This window comes from Streptomyces mutomycini (assembly GCF_001700505.1).
GTDB lineage: Bacteria > Actinomycetota > Actinomycetes > Streptomycetales > Streptomycetaceae > Streptomyces > Streptomyces mutomycini.
In genome coordinates this window covers 1-11,699 of record NZ_MAPV01000133.1, presented here as the reverse complement: position 1 = coordinate 11,699, position 11,699 = coordinate 1, and the positions used below count along the sequence as shown (strand labels likewise).

Sequence of the window (11,699 nt, the reverse complement as noted above, 5' to 3'; positions counted from 1 at the left end):
GGCCGCGGGCTGCTCCTCGTCGAGCACCTGGCCACCCGCTGGGGTGTCAAGCCACGCGCCGGCGCACCCGGCAAGACGGTCTGGGCCGAGCTGTGAGGGAGCCACCAGCCACCCTCAGCACCAACCGTCGTTGCCCTGGCATGCAGTTCTGCCCGTCTCCCGATCGCGCGCGGCATGGCGGTCAATCGTATGGTGGGTCAAGCTGATGATCAGTCAATCGGGGGGATACATCGTGGGGTACACGATTCCTGAGGGTGTCGACACGATGCTCGATGTGGTCGGTGTGGGCTGGCCGAATGTCGACGAGGACGCGTACCGCGATATGGCGGACGCACTGCGGGAGTTCGGCGATGACGCGGACGACGATGCGTACGCCGCGTACCAGCACATCCAGAAGCTGTTGGCGAGCGGCCAGAGCGAGTCGTTGGCCGCCCTGGACGCGCACTGGTCGAAGGTGCAGGGCAAGCACAAGGATCTGGCGAAGGCGGCGCGGCTCGTCGCGGGTGCGTTGGACCGGGTCGCTGACATCATCGTGGCTCGGAAGATAGCCGCAGTGGCTGAACTGGCCGATCTGTGTGCGACAGTGGGGATCACGCTGGCGTTCGCCCCACTGACCGCCGGGCTGTCGACGCTCCTGGCCGGCGCGAAGATCGCAGCTACCCGTATCGCCTTCAAGCGCATCCTGAAGGAGATGGCCGAGGCTGCCGTATCGGAGATCGTCGCGACGCTCACCGAGCCGGCGGTCGCCGCGATCGAGAACATCGTGGCGGACCTGGCCGTCCAGACCGCGCTGAACGTCGCGGGTGTGCAAGACGGTTACAACACAGGGCAGACGGCGCAGGCGGGCAAGGACGCGCTGCAGATCAACTCGGTGGGCGGGCCCGGCGGCCCGGGCCCCGGCGGCGGCCCGGTGATCGACCACGATGCGCACAGCAAGGCCGGGATGCATCTGGCCGGTGTGCAGATCAACATGCGGGAGAAGACGGGCGGCAAGCTCGGCAAGGCCAAGGGCCACCATGGCCGGGCCAAGGGCAAGGACTCCCTGACCGCTGTACTCGACACCACGATCGAGGGAGTGGTGGAGAAACTCGGCAAGGCGCTGGGCGACCTCGGCGACCATGTCGGCAAGACGGTGCCCGAGCGCATCACCAAGAGCTCCAAGATCCACAAGGACACCGACCACGACATCCGTGACGGTCTGAACAAGATCACTTCGGGCGGCGGCAAGGACGACGACGGTCGCCGTGGCGCCGTGCGGGATCGGCCGACCCGTAGGGGCGACGGGACACGCCTCAAGCCGGCTTCCCTCGACGGCGCCAGGGACAACACCCGCCGCCACGCCATCTCCCTGGAGAAGAAGACCTGCAAGAACGATCCGGTCGATGTCGCAACCGGCGAGATGGCTCTGCCCCAGACCGATCTCGTACTCCCCGGCACCCTGCCCCTCGTGCTGCGCCGTACCCATCTGTCCGACTACCGCTGGGGCCGCTGGTTCGGACGCAGCTGGGCTTCCACCCTGGACGAACGCATCGAGCTGGACTCCACGGGGCAGGGCGCGGTCTGGGCCCGCGAGGATGGGTCGTTGCTCGTCTATCCGCGGCTGCCGGCCCCGGATGACGTGGAGGGGGTTCTGCCGATCGAGGGGCCTCGTCTGCGCCTGGCCCATGTCGGGAGAGACGACGCTTCCGCGACGACCTACTGCATAAGAGACGAGTCGGCAGGGGCTACGCGCTACTTCACGGGCAGCCCTTACAAGGAGTCGACCGCGTACTGGCTGAGCGAGGTCGAGGACCGCAATCACAACGGCATCACGTTCATACGGCGCAGTGACGGAGCTCCGGTCCGGGTCGTGCATGACGGCGGCTACCAGGTCGCGTTGCGCGTCGAGGACGACCGGGTGACCGAGCTGTCGCTGCGAACACCCGAAGGGCCCGTCACCGTACGGCACTACGGCTACGACGGTGAGGGCAACCTCGACGCGGTCATCAACTCCTCCGGCCTGCCCCTGCGGTTCACCTACGACTCGGACGCCCGCATCACCTCCTGGACCGACCGCAACGAGTCCACGTTCCGGTACGTCTACGATGCCCTCGGCCGGGTTGTCAGGACGATCGGCCCGGACGGCATGCTCTCCTCCACGTTCGCCTACGAGACGCCCCCCGAAGCGGCTGGGGGGACGACCCGGTACACGGACTCGACCGGCGCCACAAGCGTCTTCCATTGCGATGACCGGCTTCAGGTCGTGGCTGCGACCGACCCGCTCGGTGCCACGCAGAGGAGCGAGTACGACGAGTCCGGCCGGCTCCTGACCCACACGGACGCCAACGGGGCGACTTCCCGGCAGAGCTACGACGATGACGGCCGGCCGGTCGAGCTGGTGAGGGCGGACGGTCACCGAACGACCGTCACCTACGACAGCCGCGGACTCCTGGCCTCCCTGACCGAACCTGACGGAGCGAGGTGGCTGCACAGCTACGACGAGAGGGGTAACCGCACCGCTCTCACGGATCCGAGCGGGGCCACCACGCACTACACGGTGGACCCCCGGGGCGCCGTGACCGCCGTGACCAATGCTCTGGGCGAGCGGGTGGAGATCACTCGGAACGCAGCCGGGCTCCCCCTGAGTATCGCCGACGCGTCCGGGACCGTCCGTCGTTACACCTACGATCCCTTCGGCCGCCCGATGCTCGTCGCCGGCCGTGAGGAGACCGACGCGACCCGGCTGGAGTGGTCGGTGGACGGTTGGCTCATACGCCGGACCGACCCCGACGGAAGTTCCGAGCAATGGGAGTTCGACGGCGAGGGCAACTGCACCCTGTACACCGATCCGCTCGGAGCGACAGCGCGTACTGAATACACGCACTTCGATCTGCCGACCGCCCGGATCACACCTGGCGACGCGCGCCACACCTTCACGTACGACACCGAACGACGGCTGATCGAGGTCACCGATCCGCAGTCCCTCTCCTGGACATATGACTACGACACGGCTGGCCAGTTGATCAGCGAGACCGATTTCGACGGTCGTACCACGGCCTATGCCTACGACGACGTCGGCCGTCTCACGCGGCGGACCAATGCCGCCGGCCAGGCCGTTGCCTACCGCTACTCCGCCACTGGGCAGCTGACCGGCAAAAGTGTCGACGGGCGCGAGATTCACTTCGACAACGACGCGTGCGGGCGTCTGGTCCATGCTGTCGGTCCCGATGCCACCCTGTCCTACCGCTATGACGCGGTAGGCCGCGTCGTCGGGGAAACCGTGGACGGCAGGACACTCTCCACCGACTGTGACGCGGTCGGCCGCCGTACACACCGTACGACTCCGCTGGGTATCGCGACCACGTATGCATACGACCCGACGGGAAACTTCGAGACAGTCACGGCATCCGGCCGCACTCTTTCTTTCGAACACGACGCAGCCGGCCGCGAGATCCGCCGTACGCTGGGTGACTGCCTCGCCCTGACCTACGGCTGGGACCAAGCGGGTCGGCTCTCCGCGCAGACCGTCACCTCCGACCAATCCGTGCAACCGGCGATCGACCGCACATACGCGTACCGGAAGGACGGTCACCTGACGGGCGTGACCGATCTCCACGCGGGCCACCGCGCCTTCACCCTCGACGGGGCCGGCCGTGTCACGGCCGTCGAGGCCGAGAACTGGACGGAGCGGTACGCCTACGACGCAGCCGGTAACCAGACTCATGCCTCGTGGCCTGACAAGCACCCCGGGAGCGAGGGCCGGGGAGCTCGCAGGTACACCGGAAGTAACCTGGTGAGTGCCGGTGCTATCCGTTACGAACACGATGCCCAAGGGCGCGTGGTGGTGCGCCGGAAGAGCCGCCTGTCGCGTAAGCCCGACACGTGGCTGTACACCTGGGATGCCGAAGACCATCTCACGTCCGTCACCACACCCGACGGCACTCGCTGGTGCTATCTCTACGACCCTTTGGGCCGCCGCATCGCCAAGCAGCGCCTCGACGCGGATGGAACTGCGGCCGAGGAGACCCGGTTCACCTGGGACGGAACCACCCTCACCGAACAGACGACCTCCGCCGCCGGCTCCCCTGAGCTCATCACGCTCACCTGGGACCACGACGGTCAGGCACCACTCGTGCAGACAGAGACCAAATCCCTGGCCGGGGCCCCGCAGGAATCGATCGACCAGCGGTTCTTCGCGATCGTCACCGACCAGGTGGGCACCCCGACCGAGCTGGTCGACGAACACGGCACCGTGGCCTGGCGAACCAGGGCCACCCTGTGGGGCACCACCACCTGGAACCGGGACGCGGACGCCTATACGCCGTTGCGTTTTCCCGGCCAGTACTACGACCCGGAAACGGAACTCCACCACAACTACTTCCGCCACTACGACCCGCAGACCGCTCGCTACCTCAGCCTTGACCCGCTCGGACTCGACGCCGCGCCGAACCCCCACACCTACGTCGACAACCCGCACACCCTGACAGATCCCCTGGGTCTCGCGCCGTGCGACGAGAGCGACGTCAGCTGGGGCGGCCGCGTACGCTACGGACGCCCCGGGCCGGGCGGACGGGCAAGCACCATGCGGGCCACAATTGAGGCGGACATGACAGGCGGACAGACCAACCCGAGCGCGAAGGTTGCGGGCTACGTGAAGTACAAGAAGCTGAACAAGACCCATCTGCTCGGCGCGCAGATCGGTGGCTCGAACAAGGACTCGCGAAACTTCGTCACGATGCACCGCTTCGCCAACTCTCCAGTCATGCGAAAAGTCGAGGACCAGATCAGGGCGGCCGTCGACAAGCGAGGGGAAACCATCGAGTACTCCGTCACGCCCGTCTACCGGACCAACGACCCCACCGACGTCGTGCCGATCGGGCTGACCATCGAAGCCCGGGGCAACAAGGGTTTCAGCTTCACGCCCTACGAAGGCGGCAGCAACACCAACACCGTCACTGTCCTGAACGTCCCCAAACGCGTCTGACCCGGTACAGAAAGAGACGATCATGCACCCCGCCGTGGAACGCCTCACCGAACTCGTCGCGCCTTCCGGTCCGCGCCGCTCCAGGGACTGGCCGGCCGTCGAACGGGCACTCGGCACCGCGCTGCCGACCGACTACCGGCAGCTTGTCGAGACGTACGGGGGAGGTGTCTTCGACGAGACGATCTGGCTCCTGGATCCTGCCTGCCCGGACGACGACCACGAGCTGCTCGCGCAGGCAACCGAAAGTGCCGAGACCCTCAAGAAGCTGTGGGAGGTCGAGCCCAGGCCGACTCAGCTCCAGGAGTCCGGTGCGGAGGTGCTGCCCTGGGCCTACATCGAGGGCACAGGGGCAATGCTGTACTGGCTGGTGAAGCCGGGACAGGAGCCGGACGAATGGACGGTCATGTTCAACGAGGGCCGTGGGCCGTTGTGGGAACACCACGACGCTCAGTGCGCGTCCTTCCTTCTGGCCGTTCTCACAGGGCGGGCGGAGACCAACTACTTCCCGGCACTCCCTGTTGATCAACATCAGTTCGATTCCAACGACGAGATCCTTGGATAGCCGCGCCGACGGTCCGCCAACGCGCAGTGAGCGCAACATGGCTCGGCACAGCAGGACAGCGGGATCCCTGAACAGGCCATCCCGACTGTCAGCTGCCGGATATACGGTTGTCCGTAGATCGTCGGCTGTCGCCGGCGCCGCCCCCTCCGGACATGCACACGAAAGGGCGCCGTCGTGAAACCCACCTTGGCCGCCGCACAGTTGCGCGGCAGTCTGACCCAGTACCTCACGACGACGTACGCGCTGGCCGACGAGGACACCAGGCTGGCGCTGGAGCGGTTCCTCGGGGACCCGGAGTCGGGAATCTTCCGGGGGCCCTACCTCCGTATCCGTACGCCGTTCCACACGGCCGAGGACGGGTGGCAGTCGGCGCTGGAGTGGGAGCCCGGGTTTCCGCCGTACCGGCATCAGGCCAAGGCCTGGGAGCGGCTGAGTACGCTGCACGGGGCGGCCGAGCCGACGCTGGTGACAACGGGGACGGGCTCGGGCAAGACCGAGTCGTTCCTGGTGCCCGTGCTGGATCACTGCCGTCGCCAGAGAGCGCTGGGACGGCAGGGTGTGAAGGCCGTCCTGCTGTACCCGATGAACGCGCTGGCGACGGACCAGGCCGGGCGTATCGGTGAGTATCTGGCGCAGCCGGAGCTGGCCCAGGTCACGGCCGGGCTGTACATCGGAGACAGGCCGGACACCGACTTCCGGCGGGTGATGACGCGGCGCGAGGAGATGCGCAGGACGCCGCCGGATGTGCTGGTCACCAACTACAAGATGCTGGATCTGCTGCTGCAGCGGGCCGAGGACCGGTCGTTGTGGGAGGGCGCGGATCTCACGTACGTGGTGCTGGACGAGTTCCACACGTACGACGGGGCGCAGGGCACCGATGTGGCGATGCTGCTGCGCCGGCTCGGGGCGACGGTCGGGGCCTCACGGGCGGGGCGGCCGCTCGGTGACATCTGTCCGGTGGCGACGTCGGCGACGCTGGGTGAGGGCACCGGGGGGCTCGGCGGGATCCTGGAGGTGGCCGAGCAGGTCTTCGGGGTGCCGTTCGGGGCGGATTCGATCATCGGTGAGGAGCGGCTGACTGCCGATCAGTTCGTCGGTGACGTGAACTACGAGCTGCCCGATCCACCCACGCCGAAGCAGGTGATCGAGGCGTCCGGTGGCCCGGGGATCGAGTCCCGGCCGGACCGTCTCGATCTCGACGAGCTGGCGTATCTGCTGCTGAACAGGCGCGCACTCGATCCCTTCAAGCTCGGGCGCATGCTCAAGCAGCACGACTTCACGCACGCGGTGCTCGCCCTGTTGGACGGGGAGCCGCTGGACGAGTGGGGGCTGCGCGACCGCATGGCCCGCTTCGGGTACGCGTGGGCGCGCACGGCCAAGGAGAACCCCCGCCTGGCGCTGGAGGCGCTGTCCCGGTTCGTGGCGCTGCTGTCCGCGGCGCGGGACCCGGCATCGGACGAGCGGCGGCCCCGGCCGCTGCTGCACATCGAGGCGCACCTGTGGGTGCGGCCGGTGAGCCGCGTGCTGCGCGGGGTCGGTGCGGCGCCCGAGTTCCGGTGGTACGAGGACGAGCGGACGGCTGCCAGGAAGGCGGCGCTGGGTGCAGCGCCGCAGGAGGAGGCGGAGGGCCGTGACAGCGCGGAATGGCCGGCAGGTGACTCCCGCCGGGCCACTCCGCTGCCCGGCTCGGACACGGTGCGCCGGCCGGCCCAGACGCAGCTGCCCGCCGTGTACTGCCGGCACTGCGGGCGCTCGGGGTGGGCGGCGATCTCCCCGGAGTCCGACCCGCAGCAGCTCGTCACGGCCGCGGACAAGATCTGGCGGGCCGGTGTCGGCCGGGACAAGCGGCGCATCCGGTACTTCATCGCGGCCACACCGGCCGAGGCGACCGAGGCCCTGGACGCCCTGACGGGGGCGGCCCCCGCGGCGGGTGGCGTCGACCCGCTGTCCGTAGTCGTTCTCGACGGCGCCGGGGGGACGTACCGGATGCCGGTCCCGAGCGACGCGGAGGAGTTGCAGGATGCCTGGTTCACCCTGGCCGTCCTGGACAAGAAGACGGCGGACGGGGCGGCGAAGGACGACCGGTGTCCCGCGTGCGGCACGGACAACGGCATCCGGTTCCTGGGTACGGCGCTGGCCGCGCTCGCTTCGGCGACGGTGACGCAGCTGTTCACCGGCGGTGAGATCGCCCTGCTGCCGGAGGAGCGCAAGACGCTGCTCTTCAACGACTCGACGCAGGACGCCGCGCACCGTGCCGGATACGTGGCCAACGCGTCGTACAAGTTCTCCCTGCGGTCACTGCTCGCGCACAACCTGGACGAGTCGGGGGCTCCGCTCGCGCTCAACGACCTGATCGGCAACGTGCTGGACTCGGTCGACGACCCTGAGGCCCTGGCCGCTGTCGTACCGCCGGACCTGCACGACGAGGCCGGTGTGGACCGGCTGCTCTCCGGCCGGGGCACCGGGGACGCGCGGACGTGGAAGCTGATCGGGGAGCGCCTGGCGTTCGCGACCGTGATGGAGTTCGGACTGCGGTCCCGGATGGGCCGGACGATGGAGCTGACGCGGACGGCGGCCGCCGAAGTCGCGGTGGCCGACCCGGATCGGGTGGCGGCACTGGCCCGCGATCTGCATCTGACCCTGCCCGGGCAGCTGGTGATGAACCAGGGGCTGCCGACGACGGACCGGTATCTGGCTTTCGTCCGAGGGCTGTTGGAGCGGATGCGGACGCGCGGCGGGATCCGGCACCGCTGGCTCGACACGTGGATCAGGGAAGCCGGCGTCAATCAGTATCTGATCTCCGGGCAGCGGGCGGAGGGCATGCCCGCGTTCCCGGAGGGATATGTGGCCCCGCCGCGTTTCCTGCTGGACAGCACGAAGGAACGCAGCAAGTTCGACACCGTCACCGGCCGGGGCGCCTGGTACCAGGACTGGACACGGCGCTGCCTGTCGCTGGACGCGGCCGGGGCGAGCGAGTATCTGCGTCGCCTGCTCCCCCTCCTGGCGGAGGAAGGACTGCTGTCGGTGAAGCTCGCGGCCGACCGTGTCACCCGGGTGTACGGGCTGCAGCCGGGGCACATCGAAGTGCGGCTGCTGGACGACTCCGTGGTCAACAAGGCGTTCGTCGGCTGCGACGCGTGCGGCTGGCAGCAGGTCGTACCGCCGGAGCGACGCACCCGCTGGTACGGGCACCCCTGCCCGCGCTACCGGTGCAAGGGGTCGCTGACTCCGCCCCAGTACGGCATGTCGTCCACCGGCTCCGGCTCGGGCGGTTTCGGCGGGAAGCTGGAGCGCGACTACCAGGGTGACTACTACCGGCGGTTGTATCTGACCGGCGGCACCTACCGCGTCGTGACCGCCGAACACACCGGCATGCTGACCCGCCCCGAACGCGAGCGGGTGGAACGGACGTTCCGCGAGGGTACCCACTACACCGATCCGAATGTGCTGTCCTGCACGCCGACGCTGGAGCTCGGCATCGACATCGGCGACCTGTCCGCCGTCCTGCTCGGCTCGCTGCCCGGCGGGCCGGCGAACTACGTGCAGCGAGCCGGGCGGGCCGGGCGCAGGACCGGCAACGCCCTGGTGGTGGCCTTCGGCGGGCGGCGTGCCCGTGACCTGTACTACCTCGACGATCCGCGCGAGATGATCGCGGGAGACATCGTGCCTCCCGGGTGCTATCTGTCAGCCGTCGAGATCCTGCGCCGCCAGTACACGGCGCATCTCCTGGACCTCGCGGCCCGCGGCGCCCTGGTGACGGCGGACGGCGAGCAGTTGCAGCCGGTGCCCCGGCTCGCCTCGGCCCTGTTCGGGACGACGGGGTGGTGTCAGGACCTTCAGGACGCAGCCCTCACCGAGGGGCCGCGCCGGGTGGAGGAGTTCCTGGCCCTGTTCCCGACGGGCAAGGACGAGGACACCGGGGTGTCCGAACACGCGGCCGGGGAGCTGCGTGCCTACGCGACCGGTGGCATCGTCCGTGCGCTGCAGGAGGCAGAGGCGGACTGGACCGGCCGGCGCGAGGAGCTGCGGCGGCGTATCGCGGCGATCGACGTGGCAGTGGACGGGCTGCGCGCCGGCGACCCTGAGCAGGGGGCGGATCGAAGGGAATTGCTCGCGGAGCGCCGGTCGACAGGTGATCTGCTGCGCAATCTGAGCCAGACGAGTGCGCACGGTGTGCTGGTGGAGCTGGGGTTGCTGCCCAACTACAGCCTGGCCGACACGGTGACGACCCTGGAAGGCACGCTCTACTGGAAGGAGACCCCTGATCCCGTGGAAGGGGATGCCGATACCCCTCCGACCAGCACGTACCGCAGCGAGGTCCGTGACTACGAGCGCTCGCGCAAGCTCGCCCTGACCGAGCTCGCCCCGGGCAACAGCTTCTACGTCAATGGCTACAAGCACGTGGTGCGCGCCCTGGACATCGGCAGCCCGGAGCGGCGCGCCTGGGCGGTCTGGCGGTTGTGCCCGGCCTGTGGCTACACACGGACGAAGGACGCCCAGACGGACACGTCCGCCTGTCCGCGATGCGCTTCGCGTGAGATAGCGGACGCGGGGTGCGTGAGCTACGTACTGGAACCCAAGCGGGTCATGGCACGTGACAAGCGTGACGACGCCCGGGTTCGCGACGATCGGGACGAGCGGGAGCGCAGACGGTACTCGGTGCTGAAGACCGTCGACATCGACCCGGCCCATCTCGCCCCAGGGTCATGGCGGCACGACACCGCCGTGTTCGGCGCGGACTTCACGCGACGTGCGGTGGTCAGAACACTGAATCTGGGCCTGGATCGTCAGGACGGCAGCTCGACGGTGTCGATGGCCGGTGAGGATGTGCGGCTCAATCCGTTCTATGTGTGCACGAGTTGTGGTGGAGCCACGTCCGAGGGCCAGCCGGTCGTCGATCAGGCGCAGCACGCGCTGAGCGAGTCCTTGAGCAGGTCCACCCGGGCCAGTGCCCATCACCAGCTGTGGTGCCCGCGCCGTCGTCAGCGCGGTGCCGCCGAGGAGCAGGGCAAGGGCGAGGACGTACCGCTGCTGCTCGCCCATGAGCTGGTCACGGAGGCCGTACGCATTCTGCTGCCGGTTTCCGTGGCACGCGCGAAGGAGCGGCTCGCCTCGTTCACAGCAGCACTGTTCGCAGGCATCGCCGCCCGGTACGGGGGCGATCCCGACCACATCGACATCGCGGCGGCCTCGATGCCGGACAGCGGGGACGGTCTGGGCGCCGAGTATCCGAGACGCTTCCTCGTCATCCACGACCGGCTGCCCGGGGGCACGGGCTACCTGCACCGTCTTGCGTCCGCGGACGGGTTCCGGGAGGTACTGCTGAAGGCGCGCGAGGTGATCGAGAACTGCGGCTGCCGTGAGAAGGGCCTCGACGGGTGCCACCGCTGCCTGTTGCGGCGCGTTCCGCCGGGCGACTACGACAAGGTGAGCCGCCAGGAAGTGCGCCAGATGCTAGACGAGTTGCTGGGAGCGGAGGGCGAGCGGTGGAGCACTTCGCCCGTCGTGACGACGCAGCACATTCCGATGGAACAGCAGGCCGAGAGCGACCTGGAGGTCGTTTTCATAGACACGCTGCGCAAGTGGGCGTCGCTGCCCGGCAGCCGTGCAAGTGGTGACGCGTACACGACTCCGGCGGGTACGCACGCTCTCGACCTCCGGCTGACGGGTGCTGATGGCAAGACATTCAGCTGGCGGGTCTCCCAGCAGCGGGTGCTGGACGGCACCCGCCCGGACGTCCTGTTCGAGCGGCTGGACGCGCCGGGCCCCCGGGTCGCGCTCTATCTCGACGGTTACGCGTTCCATGCCGGCCGGAAGTACAACCGGATGGCGGATGACGCCGCGAAGCGGACCCGGCTTCGAGCGGACGGCATACGGGTCTTCCAGCTGACGTACGCGGACGTGAAGGAGTGGCAGCGCCGGGTCCTGGACACCGGATATGCGGGAGCCGGTCCCGCTTTCCCGGTCTGGCGTCCCTACGGTGACTCGGGGCAGGCGAAGGCCCGTGGCTACTACGCAAGTGTGCGCAAGGGGCTGCCCGGCGAGCTCTCCGAGACCGTGTGGGTAAATCCTTCGGATGTGCTCCTCGCGTACCTGCGTGACCCTTCGGCAGACCGGTGGTTGTGGCGAGCGGAGGCGGCGGTGGCGGGGCTGCTGGGAGCCGGGGCACGGGGC

Annotated in this window: 3 protein-coding genes; all 3 read left to right on the top strand. The window is 68.7% G+C overall.

What is annotated here, in order from left to right; all coding sequences use genetic code 11:
* Nucleotides 1-232 precede the first annotated feature (232 nt).
* Nucleotides 233-4,963, top strand: a complete 4,731-nt coding sequence (locus BFF76_RS19860; RefSeq protein WP_065848737.1) for a DUF6531 domain-containing protein — start codon at nucleotides 233-235, stop codon at nucleotides 4,961-4,963.
* A 22-nt stretch (nucleotides 4,964-4,985) separates the two neighbouring features.
* The gene (locus tag BFF76_RS19855; protein ID WP_065848736.1) at nucleotides 4,986-5,525 is read left to right on the top strand and encodes an SMI1/KNR4 family protein; all 540 of its coding nucleotides are present in this window, start codon (nucleotides 4,986-4,988) and stop codon (nucleotides 5,523-5,525) included.
* A 174-nt stretch (nucleotides 5,526-5,699) separates the two neighbouring features.
* The coding region (locus tag BFF76_RS19850) for a DEAD/DEAH box helicase (protein ID WP_065848738.1) at nucleotides 5,700-11,699 on the top strand (6,000 nt) is incomplete at its 3' end.